The organism is Mycobacterium sp. JS623, assembly GCF_000328565.1.
Taxonomy (GTDB): domain Bacteria; phylum Actinomycetota; class Actinomycetes; order Mycobacteriales; family Mycobacteriaceae; genus Mycobacterium.
Window position 1 is genome coordinate 1914717 of the sequence record NC_019966.1, and the last position, 17203, is coordinate 1931919.

The 17203-nt window shown below is 62.2% G+C and carries 15 protein-coding genes; all 15 read left to right on the forward strand.

Features of this window, described 5'->3' with window-relative positions:
* Positions 1–41: 41 nt before the first annotated feature.
* On the forward strand, positions 42–1058 hold the full coding sequence (locus tag MYCSM_RS09280; protein ID WP_015305889.1) for a cyclase family protein: 1017 nt from the start codon (positions 42–44) through the stop codon (positions 1056–1058).
* A gap of 36 nt (positions 1059–1094) precedes the next feature.
* The gene (locus tag MYCSM_RS09285) at positions 1095–2081 is read left to right on the forward strand and encodes a fumarylacetoacetate hydrolase family protein (protein ID WP_015305890.1); all 987 of its coding nucleotides are present in this window, start codon (positions 1095–1097) and stop codon (positions 2079–2081) included.
* A 2272-nt stretch (positions 2082–4353) separates the two neighbouring features.
* On the forward strand, positions 4354–5091 hold the full coding sequence (locus MYCSM_RS09290) for an MlaE family ABC transporter permease (RefSeq protein WP_198345065.1): 738 nt from the start codon (positions 4354–4356) through the stop codon (positions 5089–5091).
* On the forward strand, positions 5088–5939 hold the full coding sequence (locus tag MYCSM_RS09295) for an ABC transporter permease (protein ID WP_015305892.1): 852 nt from the start codon (positions 5088–5090) through the stop codon (positions 5937–5939). The genes MYCSM_RS09290 and MYCSM_RS09295 overlap by 4 nt, the downstream gene beginning before the upstream one ends.
* A gap of 4 nt (positions 5940–5943) precedes the next feature.
* Entirely contained in the window at positions 5944–7293 is a 1350-nt protein-coding gene (locus MYCSM_RS09300; RefSeq protein ID WP_015305893.1) for an MCE family protein, read from the forward strand.
* 24 nt (positions 7294–7317) lie between these two features.
* Positions 7318–8346 carry an MCE family protein gene (locus MYCSM_RS09305; RefSeq protein WP_015305894.1) on the forward strand — a complete coding sequence of 343 codons (1029 nt, stop codon included), beginning with the start codon at positions 7318–7320 and terminating at the stop codon, positions 8344–8346.
* Positions 8343–9698 carry an MCE family protein gene (locus tag MYCSM_RS09310; protein ID WP_015305895.1) on the forward strand — a complete coding sequence of 452 codons (1356 nt, stop codon included), beginning with the start codon at positions 8343–8345 and terminating at the stop codon, positions 9696–9698. Before MYCSM_RS09305 ends, MYCSM_RS09310 begins: the two co-directional genes overlap by 4 nt.
* 41 nt (positions 9699–9739) lie before the next feature.
* Complete coding sequence (locus tag MYCSM_RS09315) at positions 9740–11029, forward strand: MCE family protein (protein WP_051073882.1); 1290 nt, start codon at positions 9740–9742, stop codon at positions 11027–11029.
* Positions 11026–12165, forward strand: a complete 1140-nt coding sequence (locus MYCSM_RS09320) for an MCE family protein (RefSeq protein ID WP_015305897.1) — start codon at positions 11026–11028, stop codon at positions 12163–12165. Before MYCSM_RS09315 ends, MYCSM_RS09320 begins: the two co-directional genes overlap by 4 nt.
* Position 12166: 1 nt before the next feature.
* Positions 12167–13696 carry an MCE family protein gene (locus tag MYCSM_RS09325; RefSeq protein ID WP_015305898.1) on the forward strand — a complete coding sequence of 510 codons (1530 nt, stop codon included), beginning with the start codon at positions 12167–12169 and terminating at the stop codon, positions 13694–13696.
* Between the two features lie 437 nt (positions 13697–14133).
* Positions 14134–14673, forward strand: coding sequence for a MarR family winged helix-turn-helix transcriptional regulator (locus MYCSM_RS09330; protein ID WP_015305900.1), 540 nt, complete (start codon positions 14134–14136; stop codon positions 14671–14673).
* 183 nt (positions 14674–14856) lie between these two features.
* Positions 14857–15471 carry a tetratricopeptide repeat protein gene (locus MYCSM_RS09335; RefSeq protein ID WP_015305901.1) on the forward strand — a complete coding sequence of 205 codons (615 nt, stop codon included), beginning with the start codon at positions 14857–14859 and terminating at the stop codon, positions 15469–15471.
* Positions 15468–16127 (forward strand): hypothetical protein, encoded by a 660-nt coding sequence (locus MYCSM_RS09340; RefSeq protein ID WP_015305902.1) that lies wholly within the window; start codon positions 15468–15470, stop codon positions 16125–16127. Before MYCSM_RS09335 ends, MYCSM_RS09340 begins: the two co-directional genes overlap by 4 nt.
* Complete coding sequence (locus MYCSM_RS09345; RefSeq protein WP_015305903.1) at positions 16097–16474, forward strand: DUF732 domain-containing protein; 378 nt, start codon at positions 16097–16099, stop codon at positions 16472–16474. The genes MYCSM_RS09340 and MYCSM_RS09345 overlap by 31 nt, the downstream gene beginning before the upstream one ends.
* Before the next feature lie 24 nt (positions 16475–16498).
* Positions 16499–17143, forward strand: coding sequence for a CAP domain-containing protein (locus MYCSM_RS09350; RefSeq protein WP_442928526.1), 645 nt, complete (start codon positions 16499–16501; stop codon positions 17141–17143).
* Positions 17144–17203 lie beyond the last annotated feature (60 nt).

Below are 17203 nucleotides of genomic sequence, written 5' to 3' on the forward strand. Positions count from 1 at the left end.
CCGATCGCATCGTCCGCCCATCAATCCGGTGAGGATCCCACATGCCCGACACCACCGGCGTTGACACAAACCGCAACGTCGACACGACCAGCCCGCTCTACAGCCCCGCCGCCGAGGACGCCATCGCCAAAGCTGCATCGCGCTGCTCGAACTGGGGACGATGGGGCGACGACGACGTGCTGGGCACCATGAACTTCCTCGATGACGCGAAGCGGGTCGAGGGCGCCTCTCGAATCCGGCGGGGAGCAGCCTTCTCACTCGCCCAGAGCTTCGACGGCAACGGCCCGCAGCGCGGCTGGCGACGGCGCAATAACCCGGTGCACACCATGCTGGTCAGCGGCCTCGATGCTGAGTTCGGTGCACCCGAGCTACCGCACGGCTTCGGCGGTGCCGATGACTACGTGGTGATGCCGCTACAAGCCTCCACCCAATGGGACGGGCTGGGCCACATCTTCGACCACGGTGTCGCCTACAACGGACGTCGCGCGTCCAAGGTCGTCACCAGCGAGGGCGACCTTCTGACGGGCATCGAGACCGTGGCCGACCGCATCGCAGGGCGCGGCGTGCTGCTCGACGTGGGTCGCGCGCTCAGGGAAGACGGGGAGCTGCCCGACGGCTACGCGATCACGGTCGAGGATCTGGAGAACACCATCTCCGCGCAGGGGGAATCGTCCGTCGTCCGGCGTGGCGACATCATGCTCGTCCGTACCGGGCAGCTGTCCCGGATCCGTCGCGACGGATGGGGCAGCTACGCCGGCGGTGACGCCCCGGGGTTGTCCTTCACGACCGCCGATTGGCTCCACGAGCGGGAGATCGCCGCGATCGCCACCGACACGTGGGGCTTCGAAGTCCGCCCCAACGAATTCGAGAACGCTTTCCAACCGCTGCACCAGGTCGTGATCCCGCACATGGGGCTCTTCATCGGGGAAATGTGGGATCTCGACAAGCTTGCCGCTGACTGCGCGTCCGACCGGATCTTCGACTTCTTCTTGACTGCCGCGCCCATTCCGGTGACGGGCGCCGTCGGCGCGCCGGTCAACCCCGTCGCGATCAAGTGACTCGACCGGCGTACCAACACGATAGGAGCTTCACCCATGCGTTTCGCCACGTGGGTTCAGGATGGTCAGGTCACGACCGGCGTCGCCAGCGACGACGGCCTGCACGCGTTCGACCGGCAGACCACGATCCTCGAACTCGTTCGCGCCGGACTCCCGGTGGCCTTCGAAGCCGGGGCGGCCGCACTGGGTAGACGTCCCGTCGATCTCGCTGCGGTGCGGCTGCTCCCGCCGATAGAGCCCCCCACCGTCCGTGACTTCGCAGCTTTCGAAGAGCACGTGGATGGGGTCGCTCGATCGGTGACGGCTGCGGCCGAGGTAGAGCCCGAGTGGTACAAGCGGCCAGTCTTCTACTTCGGCAATCCCTACGCGATGATCGGTGCCTTTGACGACGTGGCCGTGCCACCGGGATGCCAGGTGCTGGACTACGAGCTCGAGGTCGCAGCCGTCGTGTCGCGGGACGGAACGTCCGTCGCACCGGCGAAGGCTCGGGACTACATCTTCGGCTACACGATCTTCAATGACTGGTCGGCCCGAGACCTCCAAGCCGGGGAGATGAAGGTCGGCCTCGGCCCGGCCAAGGGCAAGGATTTCGCAACCACGCTCGGCCCGTTCCTCGTCACGGCCGATGAACTCGATCCCCTTCTGACCGCCGATGGCCTCTTGGACATCGACGGGACTGTTTCGGTGAACGGCACAGTCATCGGCCGGGACAACCTGCGCAACATGAGCTGGTCTTTCGACGAGCTTCTGGCCCAAGCGTCGCGCGGGACGTGGGTCAGGGCTGGGGACGTCCTGGGGTCCGGAACGCTGGGCAATGGCGGATGTCTCGGCGAGTTGTGGGGTCGTTCCGGTGAGGGCACGCCGCAGCCGCTCCAGCCCGGGGACGTGGTCGAGATGACGGTCACGACATTGGGCACCATCCGCAACGCCGTCGTGCAGGGCATGGACGTGCCGCCGATCCGCGAAGCCCGTCGACACGACTGGAAAGCCCAGCGCCGCAACGGAGTTAGTCCTCGGAATTAGCGGTACAGCGCAGCCATTTCGGGATCGAGAGCAGCGGTAGCGATCGTAGACATCCGAATCCGACTGTTATACAACAAAATAAACCGCACCATCGCCGACGGCGACTCCCTTGGGCTGCCCGCGCTCGGCGGGTTCCTCTGTGCCTTAGCGCAGGGAACCGCTTGCTACCACGAAAATAGAACGAGGCCAGAGGAACGACATGAAGCTAGTTTCCATCTCCGCGAGCAACGCCATCATCCATGGATAGCGGTGGGTGCGCGACAGCGGCCGCCGCGCGACAACATATCGCGCTGCCGATTGGGCTGAGCGACGCCCTATTGAACTCATGGCGTGGCCGAAATCGGTTGCTCAATAGGCCTTTTAATGACCGAGGCCCGTCCGATGGTTCATTTCGACTGAACGTGGCCACGGAGGTCATGCGCGATTTTCGAAGGACATAGGCAATGGTGAACGCTTCTTGCAGGGAACGGCGAATATGGTCAGGTGTGGCGGCGTTGATCGCAATCTGCACTATCGTGTCGGGTGCGCTCATCCTGCATTGGGGACATCGGGGGCCACGCAGTGACTGCGATGTGGTCGGCGACATGACACGTCAGTGGAACGCAGATGTGGCTCCGGCAAAGACGGCGCTACTGATTGACCCGTCGCAGCGCGAAGCCATGCTTCTCGTTGTTGGAGCCGAAGAATCGTTCAGTCACGTGCTGCGAGCGTCGACGCGAGACCTGTCTTCCCGATCAATCCAAAGTGCTTTGAACAGATGGGCTGACGGCCTTGCTAACAGGGCCCAAAGTCGACGCGACGCCATACGGCTGACTCCCACTACCGCCACGCCAAACTCTGGGCCTGCGTTCCCTCAGGCGTCGAATGACATAAGCACGGCCGCGAGAGCACTGTCGCAAGAATGCCCCGTTGCGGAACTCCCGCGCGCGCTGCCGAATTGAGGGTTGGGCGGGGCGACATTTCAGGACCCGTCCGATCGCTACACAAGTCTTCACGGTGACGCCAGTAGCGCAGCGCGAGACTTCTTCGTCCGCCATCTGCTAAGCGTTTCGGTCAGCAACGCCTGGGAACCGGTGGGAGCGTGGGTGTGAGCCCATCTGCCACGCAGCGGCCCCAATCTCACCTGCCTGCACGCGTGCCGGAACCGTCTGCGGGACAGACAATGCCAGCGACGTTCAACTGGCCTGTCCGAAGGGCGTTGACGCGCAACAACAAAGTGGATATGGCGGTTCCCTGCGGCCCCCGTACATCACCGATGACGGGAAGCCGCAGCCGGAGCGGGCCGCGCGATGGCAAGCCGGCCAGTCGATGGGCAGCGTAGAGGGAAAGGTCGCGCTGATCGCCGGTGCGGCGCCGGGCCAGGGTCGCGCGGACGCCGTGGGGCTGGCCGAGCAGGGTAGTCGGTGAGGCTGGACTCCGAACTCGTCGCATAATTCGCTGCTGGGCGCGGATTCTCGGGAACGTTCGACGGGGTTGCTGAGATCTACTAGGCCAGTCAGGATGCGTTGGCCGCCGCCGCCGGCAGCGTCGAGGCCAAGCCGCCTTCACCGAGCTAGCCCAGGACGAAGTGCGGTTCTGCGATCCTGCGACGGCGGTTGCATTCCTCACCGAGGAAAACGTCGTAATCGGCGACTGAGAGGCGCCTTCCAGCGTCCGGGTCGCCGACCCAGTACTCCGTCCATGCATACCGGCACGGACGACGTCTCCCTGGGTGCAGCATCGGTATTCGAATAGACCGAAAAAGACAGATATTCATGACATCGATAATCGGGTATCGAACATAATTATATATGGCATCTAATTAGCCAGCTTGCGCCTGTTGACATAGGGCCATGCGGGTTTTGCGCTCTTCGTGACCCCCCGTATATCCCACACTCGTCGACGAATCGATTCTCGAATACGTCCGTTGAACTGCTCTGAAGTCCGCGCCACGCCCTCTGCCGGACGTGCCGTACACCTCGGAGTCGCCACTGAGAAGCGAGGTATATCTCGCGAGAGTGCTTACGTTGCTGATCGATTCTGTAATCGGCACAACATATAGCCAATAATGTGACGCAACGCTAGCTTCATGTCGTGCAATTTCGCTTCGACTCTTCGCCGGCTGAGGTGCGGCCGGTGCGCGCATCGGCTGTGCGTGGGGGGTGGCTCCTGGCCTGGTACCGTCCGGCCGGACGCCGGCGATTCAGGTGCTGGCGCTGCGGTCGCAACCGCGGAGTGACCGGTGGCTGAACGTCATCAGACCTTCTTCTGGTCGAACCGAGCATTCAAACCGATGGGTGCCGTCGGCGCCTTCTTCGCGATGTCGCTGGACACTCTTGTAGCAATTCCGCGGCGGCCATTCGCGCTACGAGAATTCTTGGTGCAGTCGTGGTTTGTGGCGCGAGTATCGCTGTTGCCGACGCTGATGCTCGCGATCCCCTTCACAGTGCTGCTGGTCTTCACCTTCAACGTGTTGTTCTTGGAATTCGGTGCCGCCGACCTATCGGGGGCGGGGGCGGCGTTCGGCACGGTCACCCAGATCGGGCCGATCGTGACTGTCTTGGTCGTCGCAGGCGCCGGCGCCACAGCGATGTGCGCCGACCTGGGTGCTAGGACGATCCGCGAAGAGCTTGATGCGATGCGGGTGATGGGGATCAACCCCATTCAGGCGCTGGTGGTGCCACGGGTCTTGGCCGCGACACTTATTGCCTCGTTGCTCTCGTCGGTTGTCGTCCTGGTGGGTCTGGTTGGCGCGTTTGGATTCTCGGTCTTCACACAGCATGTGACGCCTGGCGCATTTGCGGCCAGCCTGACGCTGGTAACCGGGTTGGCCGACGTGCTTCTCGGACTGCTGAAGTCGGCGCTCTTTGGGCTGTCGGCGGGGTTAATCGCCTGCTACAAGGGCACATCGGTGGGAGGAGGCCCAGCCGGCGTGGGCAACGCCGTCAACGAAACCGTCGTTTATTCGTTTGTCGCGCTGTTCTTCATCAACCTGATACTCAGCGCAATTGAAATCAAGGTCACCCTATGACCCACGTTCCCAGCAAGCTCCATCCGAGACTGCGCCGTATCGCGGCCGACCAGTACGCTGGCTGGAGTCGCCTTGGCATCCAGACCCAGTTCTACTTCACGACACTGCGCTCTACTCCCGACGTGGCGATCCGCTACAAGTCTGAGATGGTGCGGCTGATCGCCCAAATGAGTCTCGGCACAGGCGCTCTGGCCGTGATCGGAGGCACGGTCGTCATCGTGGGATTTCTGACCATGTCCGTTGGAGCCCTGATCGCAGTTCGCGGTTACAACCAATTCGCCGATATCGGAGTGGAAGCCCTGACCGGCTTCGCCTCCGCCTATTTCAACGTGCGTCTGATCGCACCACTGGTCGCGGGCATCGCGTTGGCCGCGACGATCGGAGCCGGCGCCACCGCGCAGCTTGGCGCGATGCGGATCAACGAGGAGATCGACGCCCTGGAAGTGATGGGCATCCGATCGGTGGCCTACTTGGCATCAACTCGTGTGATCGCGGGCGTGATCGTCGTCATACCCCTGTACTGCGTGGCGGTGCTGTCCTCGTTTTTGGCCGCCCGTGTGGGCACCACAGCGGTCTACGGCCAGTCCACCGGTGTTTATGACCACTACTTCAACACGTTCCTGCAGCCGGCCGACATCATCTGGTCCTTCGCGCTGGCGGTGGCGATGGCCGTAGTCATCATGCTTGTGCATACCTACTACGGTTTCACCGCTTCGGGCGGCCCGGCCGGGGTCGGCGAGGCGGTCGGCCGCGCGGTTCGCACCTCGTTGATCAGCGCGTCGTACGTGATCGTGTTCATGTCGCTGGCTATCTACGGCCAGACCGGAAACTTCCAGTTCGCCGGATAACCCAATGAAAGCCACCAAACGCGAACACCGGATCGGCCCCGGCTGGTGGGCACTGGGTCTTGTCGCCGCAGTCACGGCATTCACGGTGGTGTGCTCGGGATTCTATGTAGGGGCGTTTCGGTCATATGACATCGTCACGCTCACCTCCGACCGGGCCGGGCTGGTCATGGAGAGCGGTTCTCGGGTGAAGATGCGTGGCGTCGAAGTCGGAAAGGTCGGAGCAGTCAACGGCGGCCACGGTCCGGTCAGCCTTCAACTCGAACTCGTCCCCGACCAAATGAAGTACATCCCGGCCAACGTCGAGGCCGAGATCAGGGCCACGACAGCATTCGGAGCCAAGTTCGTCGAACTGATACCACCAGCGGACCCCAGCGCCAAACGCCTCGAGGCCGGCGCCGTGTTGCGATCGCGCAACGTGGCCATAGAAGTCAACACGGTCTTCGAGAACCTTGTCGGCGTGCTCAAACAGATCGACGTAGCCAAGCTCAACGCAACACTGACCGCGCTGGCCGAAGGGGTTCGGGGGCAAGGGGAACGCATGGGCCAGGCCATCACCGATTCAAACCAGGTTCTGCTGGCCCTCGATCCTCGGATGGACACCGTGGCGCAGGACTGGCGCTCATCGAAGGGGTTCTACGACACATACGGCGCTGCGGGACAGGACATCCTGGCCACCCTCAACGCGGCCAGCACCACGAGTACCACGATCACCAGCCATGCCCACGACCTAGATGCGTTGTTGCTCAACACCATTGGAGTGTCGGACGCCGGCATCAAACTACTGGCTCCCAATATGGACAACCTCGCCCGCGCCATCAACACCGCGCAACCGACGACGGATCTGCTGCTGAAGTACAACCCGGAGTACACGTGCCTGCTGGTGGGCTCGAAGTGGTTCCTCGACAACGGAGGCTATGACGTGCTCGGCGGCAACGGTCGATCGTTAGTCGTCGATGCCGCCTTTCTCTTCGGAGACGACCCGTACCGGTACCCGGAAAACTTGCCCGCCACCGCCGCCAAGGGTGGTCCCGGCGGCAAGCCGAGCTGCGGGTCGCTACCGGATGCCACAAAGAACTTCCCTGTTCGACAACTGGTCACCAACACCGGCTGGGGCACCGGACTGGACTGGCGGCCGAATCCCGGAATCGGACACCCCTTCTGGGAGGACTTCTTCCCCGCCACACGCGCCGTCCCACAACCCCCGAGCATCCGCGGCCAGGGACCACCCGCGATCGGCCCCGTGCCGTACCCGGGGGCACCTCCATACGGGGCACCCCAGTACGGGCCGCAGGGCACACCGCTATATCCCGGCGTCCAGCCACCCGCGGCACCCGATGCACCGCCCGCCCCCTGACAGTCGACGAATGAGGAACGTGTTGTGAAGGACAACCTGCTCGGTGCTAGCTGGCGTCTGGCGATCTTTACCGTGGTATGCCTCCTTACGCTCTTCGCATTGTTGCTTGTCTTCGCGCAGTTGCGATTTCAGCCCGAGAAGGTCTACCGCGCTGAATTCACCAATGGATCGGGATTGAAAGAAGGCAATTTCGTCCGCATCGCCGGGGTAGAGGTCGGCAAGGTCAAGAAGATGTCGATCGAAGCGAATTCTCTTGTTCTCGTCGAATTTTCAGCTGACGATTCCGTTGTCCTCACCGAGGGGACACACGCTGTCATCCGCTGGGCGGATACCGTCGGCAATCGCTACCTCGCTCTTGAGGAAGGCGCGGGGGATTCGAAGCGACTCGGCCCTGGGGCGACCATTCCACCAAGCCGTACGCAGCCGGCGCTGGAATTAGACGCGCTGGTCGGCGGTTTCCGACCGTTGTTTCGTGCACTCGATCCCGATCAGGTCAACGCACTGTCCGGTCAACTCGTCGCCGCCCTGCAGGGGCAAGGCACCACGATAAGTTCGTTTCTGGCCCAAACGTCGGTTGTGACAAACACGTTGGCAAACCGCGACGACCTCATCGGTGAGGTGATCACAAACCTCGGCACGGTGCTGCAGTCGTTGGGTGATCAAAGCCAACAGGTCGACAAGGCCGTCGTCGCGGTGTCCGAACTGATGAAGGGCCTGGCCGAGCGAAAGACAGACATTGCGAACGCGGTGGCATCCACCGACGCAGCAGCGACGTCGGTGACCGACCTTCTCACTCGTGCGCGCCCGCACGTGCAGAAGGTGGTTCATGAAACCGATCGCTCAGCAGGAATCGTGGTTGCCGACCACGAGTACTTCGACAATCTTCTGAACACATTGCCCGAGGCGTATCAGGCTCTGGCCCGGCAAGGCCTATACGGCGATTATTTCAGCTTCTATCTATGTGATGCGGTGCTCAAGCTCAACGGTAAGGGCGGTCAGCCGGTGTATGTGAAGGTCGCTGGCCAGACCACTGGAAGGTGCGCACCGAAATGAAACCCTTCACTGAACGTAACCCGGTCGTCGTCGGCGCCGTCGGTGTAACCACCGCCGTGATCGTCAGCGTGCTTGCCCTTCAGTACGACAAACTTCCGTTCATCAACCAAAGTACCGAGTACTCAGCCTATTTCGCCGATGCAGGGGGTCTGCGAACCGGCGCAGCCGTGCAGGTCTCCGGGTTCCGGGTTGGCAAAGTCTCCGATATCCAGCTGTACGGCACCCATGTACTCGTGAAGTTTGACGTCGACAACGGCATCCGTCTCGGCGAGCGCACCGAGGCGGCGATCAAGACGAAAAGCGTTCTGGGCGCCAAGGTCCTCGATGTCAGCCCCCGTGGAGACCGCCAACTAGGCGACCCCATTCCGCAGGACCGCACGCAGTCGCCCTACCAGCTGCCCGATGCGCTCGGTGACTTGTCGACGACGATCAACGCGTTGAACACCGATGCGGTATCCCAGTCGCTGGCCACGCTGGCTCAGACTTTTCAAGACACACCACCGGATTTGAAGGTCGCAGTCGAAGGTGTGGCCCGATTCGCCCAGACCATCGATGAGCGCGACGCCCAGCTGCGCCGGCTGTTGGCCAATGCCAACAAGACGACCGCCGTGCTGGCCCAGCGCAGTGACCAGGTCGTCAGCCTAGTCACCGATACCAACGCACTGATGGCTGAGCTGCTGACGCAGAGCAACGCACTCGGTGAGATCTCAGGCCACCTGTCGGCGCTGTCCAAGCAGCTATCAGGTTTCATCGCCGACAATCGGGAATCATTGCGTCCATCGCTGGACAAGCTCAACGGTGTGCTGGCGATCATCGACAACCGCAAAGAACGCCTGCAGAAAGCACTCAAGCTGGCGCCGGTGGGAACCATGGCTCTTGGCGAATCGCTGGCCTCAGGGCCGTTCTTCAAAGCCTATGTCGCCAATCTGATCCCCGGCCAATTCCTCCAGCCTTTCATCGACGCGGCGTTCAGCGACCTCGGCCTCGACCCGAATGTGCGTGCGCCGTCACAATTGAGCGACCCGCAGACGGGACAGCCGGGAACTCCGGCGCTGCCGGTGCCCTACCCGCGTACGGGTCAGGGCGGGGAGCCGCGTCTGAACCTGCCAGACGCCATCACCGGGAAGCCGGGCGATCAGGGATGCGGTCCGCCGGGCTTGCCGCTGCCGGGCCCTACGGGCTGCTACCCCTATCGCGAGCCGCTGCCAGCGCCGCCGCCGGGTGGTCCCCCACCGGGGCCGCCAGCTGCGCCGCCGCCGTCCATGGCGTCGACGACAGAGCCCACCCCGTCTCCGGTGTACGTTCCCGCGCCGAACGAGGCCCCGCCCGTCGTCGGTGGTGGTACACCGTGACGACACGCACCGCGCGAATCGCGCTGGCAGTCAGTCTCACCATGATGCTGACCGCCGCGCTGGTGATCGTGGGTCAGTCAATGTGGAAGCAGGCCAACCGAATCCACGTCGTGGCCTATTTCGCCAACAGCAACGGCCTTTTCGTCGGCGACGAGGTGCGCATTCTCGGCGTGCCGGTGGGGGCGGTCGACCGCATCGAACCGCAGCCGATGCGGTCCAAGATCTCGTTCTGGATCGACGGGAAATATAAGGTGCCCGCGGACGCCAAGGCCGCCATTTTGGCCCCGATGCTGGTGACTGCACGTGCCATACAACTCACGCCGGTGTACACCGCGGGGCCGGTCATGGCCGACGGTGCTGTGATCGCCGAAGATCGCACCGCGGTCCCAGTTGAGTGGGACGATCTGCGCAAGCAACTCGAGAAACTCACTGAGACGCTGCAGCCCACCGAGCCCGGCGGGGTCAGCACACTGGGTGCTTTCATCAACACCGCTGCAGGAAACCTCCGCGGAGAGGGTGCCAACATCCGGGACAGTCTGATCAAACTGTCCCAAGCTTTTTCAGTGCTCGGCGACCACAGCGGTGACATCTTCGGCACAGTCAGGAACCTCTCCGTGCTCACCTCGGCGCTGCACACCAGCGACGACCTGTTGCGACAACTCAACCGCAATTTGGCTGCGGTGACCGCGCTACTGGCCGACGACCCCCACGCAGTCGGCCGCGCAATCGACGACCTCAACACCACGCTCGGTGACGTGCGCGACTTCGTAGCCGACAATCGTGAATCGATCGGCACAACGTCGGACAAGGCCACCGCGGTGTCTCAAGCAATCGTCGACAGCATCGATGACATCAAACAGCTGCTTCATGTCGTGCCGACGGTGGCACAGAATTACTCCAACGTCTATCAGCCTGCGCAGGCTGCACTGTCGGGGGCGCTGGAGATAACCAACTTCGACAATCCAATCCAGTTCGTGTGTGGGGCAATTCAGGCAGCGTCGCGCCTCGGCGCCGAGCAGTCATCAAAGCTGTGCGTTCAATATCTCGCGCCCATCGTCAAGAATCGCCAATACAACTTCCTACCGTTCGGCCTCAACCCGATCGTCGGCGCGTCGGCCCGGCCGAATGAGGTCACCTACAGCGAGGACTGGATGCGTCCGGACTATGTGCCGCCACAGTCCACTCCGCCAATGGCGGCAGCCCCGACGCCGGATGTCGCACCGGGTCAGCCCTTACCAGTAGGCCCGCCGCTTCCAGCAGAATCGGCCACATCGATCGATCCGGCATCGGGGCTGACCGGCTTGATGGTGCCTCCGGGAGTTGGGCCATGAAACGTGTACCGCGACAACGGCTTCTCTGCGCCATTGTTGGTGCGCTGACCGTGTTCAGCATGTCTGGCTGCGGTTGGCAAGGACTGAACTCCCTGCCGATGCCCGGTACCGAGGGCCGCGGCCCTGGCGCGTTCGAGGTGCAGGCACAGCTGCCCGATGTCACGACGCTGGAACGAAATTCGCGCGTGCGCGTCGGCGACGTCAACGTCGGAACAGTCACCCGCATCGAACGCCAAGGTTGGCACGGCCTGATCACAATGACCCTCAACGGCGACGTCGACCTACCTGCAAATGCAACCGTAACCCTCGGCCAGACCAGCGTATTCGGCTCGCCTCACGTCGAATTGGCGGCCCCCGTGGGCGTCCCGCCACAGGGCAAGCTGCACAGCGGATCCTTGATTGCGTTGTCGTCGGCCTCGAACTACCCAACAACCGAGCAAACCTTGTCCGCGCTGTCTCTGCTGCTCAACGGTGGCGGCATCGGCCAAGTTCAAGAAATCACAAAGGAGTTCAGCACCGCGTTAGCAGGTCGCGAAGGTGACCTCAAGAACCTGATCCAGCAGATCGATCAGTTCATCGGAAAGGTCCAAGCCCAAACCGGGGACATCATCGACAGTATCGACAGCCTGAACCACCTGGCTGGACAATTCGCTGAGCAGAAGCCGACACTGGATACCGCGCTGAAAACCTTGCCCGATGCCCTGCAGGTGCTCAAAGATCAGCGCTCCAACCTTGCCGATGCCCTCGATAGGTTCGGCAAGCTCAGCGCGCTCACCGCCGACGCCGTCAATCAGACCAAGGACAACCTGATTCAAGAGCTGAAAGGCCTTGGCCCCGTGCTCGAATCGCTGGCGAATGCCGGCCCGGCCCTGACGAGGTCGCTGAGCCTGCTATCCACATTCCCGTGGGCAAAAGAAACAATCACCAATGCGTTCCGCGGTGATTACGTGAACTTGACCATGGTCGTGGATCTGACCCTCAGCCGGATCGATAACGCACTGTTTACCGGAACACGGTGGGAAGGCAATCTCACCGAACTGGAGATGCAGTGGGGCCGCACGATCGGTCAAATTCCCAGCTCCTACACGGCGGGTAATCCGCTGATCATCCCGTATCGCCACGACCAGGGACCCTGACGTGCACCTAGATAGACGAATCAAGATCCAATTGGCGATCTGCGCGGTAATTGCGCTTGCCGCCGGGGCCATCATGACATTCGGCTACATCCGGCTGCCCGCAACACTGTTCGGGATCGGGCGCTACACCGTCACCGTCGAGCTTCCTACCACCGGTGGGCTCTATGCCGGCGGCAACGTCACCTACCGGGGCGCCGAAGTCGGCCTGGTCAAAGATGTCCACCTGACCGACACCGGTGTCGCAGCCACGCTCGCGCTGCGGTCTGGGGTGGCCATCCCTTCCGATCTAGACGCACAGGTGCACAGTGTTAGCTCGCTCGGTGAGCAGTACATCGCGTTGACGCCGCGTAACGCCACGTCGGCGCCGCTGCGCAACGGTGATGTCATTCCCCTCAGCCGAGTCCAGGTGCCGCCCGATATCAACTCGCTCATTGCGGCCACCAACCGCGGGCTGCAGGCCATTCCGCGTGACAACCTCAAGACCGTCGTCGACGAGAGCTACACCGCGGTCGGCGGTCTGGGGCCGGAAATCGCGCGTCTCATCAAAGGTTCGACGACACTGGCCGTCGACGCGCGGCAGAATCTCGACCCGCTCACCACGTTGATCGATCAGGCACAGCCGGTTCTCGATTCCCAGGCCGATACCAGCGACGCCGTCCGCGCGTGGGCAGCACATTTGGCCACCATCACCGACGAAATGAAGACGCACGACACTTCGGTGGCGGGGCTGCTCGAGCACGGTCCCCAGGCCGCCGATCAGGCCAGGCAGCTTTTCGAACGGCTACAGCCGACACTGCCGATTCTGATGGCGAACCTGGTCACTGTGGGTCAGACAGCAGTCGCGTACCAACCCAACATCGAGCAGATCCTGGTCTTGGTTCCGCAAGTGACTCAGGAGCTGCAAGGAATCCTCGTTCCCAGTCACAACACCAAGCAGGATTACAAGGGCGCACAGCTGGACTTCAATCTCAACCTCAACGTGCCACCCCCATGCAAAACCGGGTTCTTGCCCCCACAGCAACAGCGTTCACCGGCTTTCGAGGATTATCCCAACCTTCCGCCCGGGGCGCTTTATTGCCGTGTGCCGCAGGACTCAACGCTGGTCGCGGTACGCGGCGCCCGCAACATTCCATGCGCGACGGTGCCCGGCAAGCGCGCGCCGACGTTCCAAATGTGTGAAAGCGGCGAGGAATACGTGCCGCTCAACGATGGGACCAACTGGAAGGGTGATCCCAGCGCCACCTTGTCAGGGCAGCCGGTGCCCCAACTGCCGCCGCAGATACCGTCGGTGCCAGAAACATCGGCCGCCCAAGCTGGGCGTGCGTCATCGGCCCCAGCCGCCGGTGCTCCGGCGACACCTCCCGCCGACAGTGCTCCGACTCCCGCACCTCCACCCGTCTCGGTAGCGAAATACGATCCCGCCACGGGCGCCTACGTCGGACCGGATGGCAAGGTGTACACCCAGGCCGACCTATCCAAGTCCGCGGAGCGACCCACGTGGCAATCGATGCTCTTGCCGCCCAATGGTTGAGGCGCGGTTCCAATGATATTGAAACCAAAGCGATTCCGGCGATCCCTCATCTCTGTGTCAACTCCAGAGAGGGTCGTGAAGTCGATGCGGTGGAAGCTCAAAGCATTCCCTCGAGAGGGGGCCCACCAAGCACGCAGGAATGCGAAATCCGAGGAGGCCGCGGAACTGTCATTGCGGCCGCTGACGCGGTAGTGACGACGCTCAGTTTTAGCTGGCCGCGACAGCCGCTCACATCAAGCCAGATCGCCGCGCGCGCAAGCGATTAGCAGAGAGGTCGATTCACTTGAAAGTTCGTCTATACGAATTCAAGTACGGGGGGATGCCTCCCATCAATGACGGCTACAGGACCGCCGAAGAAGCACCCGAGGTCCTGTCCGGTGGGTCGTTGACGGGCGACAGTGTGGCCATGCGTCAGACACCGAGTGAGGTCATTTCGCGTGGCACATGAGCGTGAAGTCGAAGTGGCGTGGGGAGTTAAAGACAAACGCCTCGACTCCGCCGTATACAGAATCGGTGAGGAAAACGCTGTAGCTCCCAGTGCCGGGCTGAGCAAAGCGCGGGTACCTAGGGACGAGCCACTTGGCTACCTTTTGAACCGCGTATACAGCAGTTTTCGTTCACAGGTCACCGCGAAGCTTGCAACGCGAGGTTTGGCCTTCCCGCAGTATCTCTGCATGCGAATGCTGTCTCGTGCGGCGGGCGCATCGAACGCCGAATTGGCTCGCGCGCTGGGGGTATCGCCACAGGCAACGAATGTATTGGTTCAAGAACTCATTGAGCGCGGCCTCCTCGAGCGTCCGCCGACGGTACTGTACGGCCGGGCGCGCCCTATCACGCTGACCGCGAAGGGCGTCCTCTTGTTGGACCAAATGGAACGCCTCGTCCGCGAGGCTGAACTGTGCATGTTGAAAAGGGTGACGCCGCGGCAACGTCGTGACCTCAAGCAAATCCTCTCCACGCTCGGCTGGAATCTATGATGCTGTCGACTCAGGTTGGTCTTGGAACGGCGGCGGCACTTGGCGCGCCATTGAAGAACGGCGATGTGATCGCGCGCGACCGCAGCTCGATACCGCCCAACATCGGCACCTTGTTAGAAGCGGCCAACCGCGGCCGGATCTACACCCAAGCGACCTGGCCACAAACGCACCAGAGGAGAAGAATTGGCAGTCGATGCTGACACCGCCGAGCAAGTGACTACGGCGGTCGAACAAGACAATGACGTCACCCCCGACGACGTGTCGTCGGCAGGTACTGCGTATAGGGCCGCAGACGCCGGAACGACTGCGCAGCAACGGTTATCGACTATGCGATGGCCGATTGCACTGGCTCTCGTCGTAGTGCTGGTCTTGGCCGGCCTGTTCGGGTGGCTCGGATACCGCGCTTACCAGAACCGGCAAGTCGAGCAACAGCGCGACCTCTTTCTCCAGGCCGGTCGGCAAGCGGCGCTCAATCTCACTACGATCAGCGCCGACACTGCCGAAACCGATGTGGCGCGAATTCTGGACTCAGCCACTGGCAGTTTCCATGACGACTGGGCGCAACGCGCCCCAGCGTTCGTGGACGTGGTCAAGAAAGCGCAATCGAAGACGTCGGGATCCGTCACCGCGGCCGGTCTGCAATCCGTTGAAACGGATAAGGCGCGAGTCTTGGTCGCCATATCCGTGACGACGACCGCTGGCGGGCCTGAACAGAGACCGCGAGCATGGCGGATGCGTATCGATGTGCAGAAGGTCAACGACGCCATAAAGGTCGCCGATGTGGAGTTCGTGCCATGATGACGAACGGATTGGAGACCAGCATCCCGGTCGAACAGACGCTGGCAAGTCACGAGCCTGACGGGAAACACTCCGAATCGAAGACAACCGATCACGCCGATGGCGCAAGTGCGTCGACTGACGGAGCTTCCCACGATGTCGCGATCGAAACGAGGCAATGGCCATCGAAATGGTTATGCACCAAGCGGATTGTGGTCTTCGGGATCTTTCCAGCGCTGGCCTTGATCCTCGCAGCCGGTTCGGGATATCTGAAATGGCAGGTCGACTCGGCGCGGCAAGCTGAGACGGCGCGGGTTCAGTCATTGCAGGCGGCCACCGAGGCCACGATCGCGATTCTGTCGTATCACCCCGACAACGCGGACAAGGAACTGACTGCCGCTCGGGACCGGTTGGCCGAGCCTTTCAGAGACCAATACACGAAACTCATCACCGATGTCGTCGTCCCGGGCGCCAAGCAAAAGCACATTTCGGCGATAGCCACTGTGCCTGCGGCCGCGTCGATTTCGGCGACAGCCAACGAGGCCGTGGTCCTGGTCTTCATCGACCAGAGCATCGTTATCGGCACCGATGCGCCCACGAGCACCTCATCGACAGTGCGCGTGACCCTCAACAAGGAGCGTGGTCGATGGTTGATCACACAGTTCGACCCGGTCTGAGACGGTTGCTGTTCGGCGTCGCGCTGGTATCAGGCATGTTCGGGTCGATGTTGGCCGCGCCTGCCGGTCACGCTGACGTAGTCGCGTACTTGGTCAACGTCACTGTGCGACCGGGCTACAACTTCGCCAATGCCGACGCGGCGGCGGCTTACGGGCAAGCCATCTGCGACAAGGTAGCAGGCGGGCGCAGCTACCCGCAGATCACGGGAGATGTGAAGTCCGACTTCGCCACGTCGGATGAATTTCAAGCGTCGTATCTCATTACCCAGGCCGTCAACGAGCTTTGCCCGGCACAGATCTGGCCGCTGCGCAACTCTGCGGCAGGCTACCGTCCGCCGGGGCTTTAGATCAGCAAAGGAGGGGGTCCGATGATCTCACACATGTTTCGCGCGGCGTCAACCCTAGCGGCAACAACGGTTTTGGCCGGGTCGCTGTCCGCTGTACCAGCACATGCCGACCATGACAACAACACGCTCGGCCCCAATAACAGCCGGCTGAACGACAGCCTTGCACAGGGCGTGTACATCCTCCAGCACCAAGCCGGCTGCACCAACGACGTCAACCTCAACCCGCAACTAAACCAAGCAGCCCAGTGGCATGCCGATGATTTGATGAATAACCGCGCCCTTGACAGCGATATCGGCACCGACGGCTCCACCCCCCAGGACCGGGCCAATGCGGCGGGGTTTCCAGGCACCGTCGCTGAAACCGTGACGATCAACCCCGCTATTTCGATCAGCAGCATGGAACTGATCAACCGGTTGCATGACGATCCCAACTCCTTGGCGATCATCAAGGACTGCTCACACTCCGTGATGGGGGTGTGGTCAGAGAACAGCCTCGATCGCACCGTCGTGGTTGCCTTGTACGGACACCCGACCCGCCAGGTGCCGCTGATCAGCCCCAACGACCCAAACCCTGACTATGACGCTAGTGACGAACTGGACTACGGCATGCACTGGTTCCCGTGGATATTACGAGGCGTCTACCCGCCGCCCGCCAATCCTCCTCAGTAGACAGGCTGAAATGGCGCCCGAGATTTTAAAGCGAAGCGAGGAGTCGTGTGTACCGATTCA

What these genes read in the sequence shown, in the direction of transcription:
- MYCSM_RS09280 (WP_015305889.1), top strand. Translation starts at nt 42, where the DNA reads ATGCCCGACACCACCGGCGTTGACACAAACCGCAACGTCGACACGACC.
- MYCSM_RS09285 (WP_015305890.1), top strand. Translation starts at nt 1,095, where the DNA reads ATGCGTTTCGCCACGTGGGTTCAGGATGGTCAGGTCACGACCGGCGTC.
- MYCSM_RS09290 (WP_198345065.1), top strand. Translation starts at nt 4,354, where the DNA reads ATGGGTGCCGTCGGCGCCTTCTTCGCGATGTCGCTGGACACTCTTGTA.
- MYCSM_RS09295 (WP_015305892.1), top strand. Translation starts at nt 5,088, where the DNA reads ATGACCCACGTTCCCAGCAAGCTCCATCCGAGACTGCGCCGTATCGCG.
- MYCSM_RS09300 (WP_015305893.1), top strand. Translation starts at nt 5,944, where the DNA reads ATGAAAGCCACCAAACGCGAACACCGGATCGGCCCCGGCTGGTGGGCA.
- MYCSM_RS09310 (WP_015305895.1), top strand. Translation starts at nt 8,343, where the DNA reads ATGAAACCCTTCACTGAACGTAACCCGGTCGTCGTCGGCGCCGTCGGT.
- MYCSM_RS09315 (WP_051073882.1), top strand. Translation starts at nt 9,740, where the DNA reads ATGATGCTGACCGCCGCGCTGGTGATCGTGGGTCAGTCAATGTGGAAG.
- MYCSM_RS09320 (WP_015305897.1), top strand. Translation starts at nt 11,026, where the DNA reads ATGAAACGTGTACCGCGACAACGGCTTCTCTGCGCCATTGTTGGTGCG.
- MYCSM_RS09340 (WP_015305902.1), top strand. Translation starts at nt 15,468, where the DNA reads ATGATGACGAACGGATTGGAGACCAGCATCCCGGTCGAACAGACGCTG.
- MYCSM_RS09345 (WP_015305903.1), top strand. Translation starts at nt 16,097, where the DNA reads ATGGTTGATCACACAGTTCGACCCGGTCTGAGACGGTTGCTGTTCGGC.